Origin of the sequence: Nocardioides oceani, from assembly GCF_030412965.1 — a bacterium.
Taxonomy (GTDB): domain Bacteria; phylum Actinomycetota; class Actinomycetes; order Propionibacteriales; family Nocardioidaceae; genus Nocardioides; species Nocardioides oceani.
In genome coordinates, this window is sequence record NZ_JAUHJQ010000121.1 from 1 (window position 1) to 285 (window position 285).

A 285-nucleotide genomic window follows, 5' to 3' on the forward strand; every position below is an offset into this window, starting at 1 on the left:
GCGCCGCGCGACCGTCATCGCCCACGAGATGGCGCACATGTGGTTCGGCAACCTGGTCACGATGCGCTGGTGGGAGGACACCTGGCTCAACGAGAGCTTCGCCGACTACATGGGCTACCGGGTCGCCGCCGACGGCGCCGGCTTCGGCGGCTCGCTGGTGGTGCACGAGGCGACCCGCAAGCCCGCGGCGTACGTCGCCGACGAGCGCCGCTCGACCCACCCGGTGGCGCCGGCGCCGGAGGACGTGCCCGACGTCGACAGCGCCTTCACCAACTTCGACTCGAT

At 71.6% G+C, this 285-nt stretch carries 1 protein-coding gene; it reads left to right on the forward strand.

The window, feature by feature from the left end; genetic code table 11:
* The coding region (locus QWY28_RS23515) for a M1 family aminopeptidase (protein ID WP_300955332.1) at nt 1-285 on the forward strand (285 nt) is incomplete at both ends.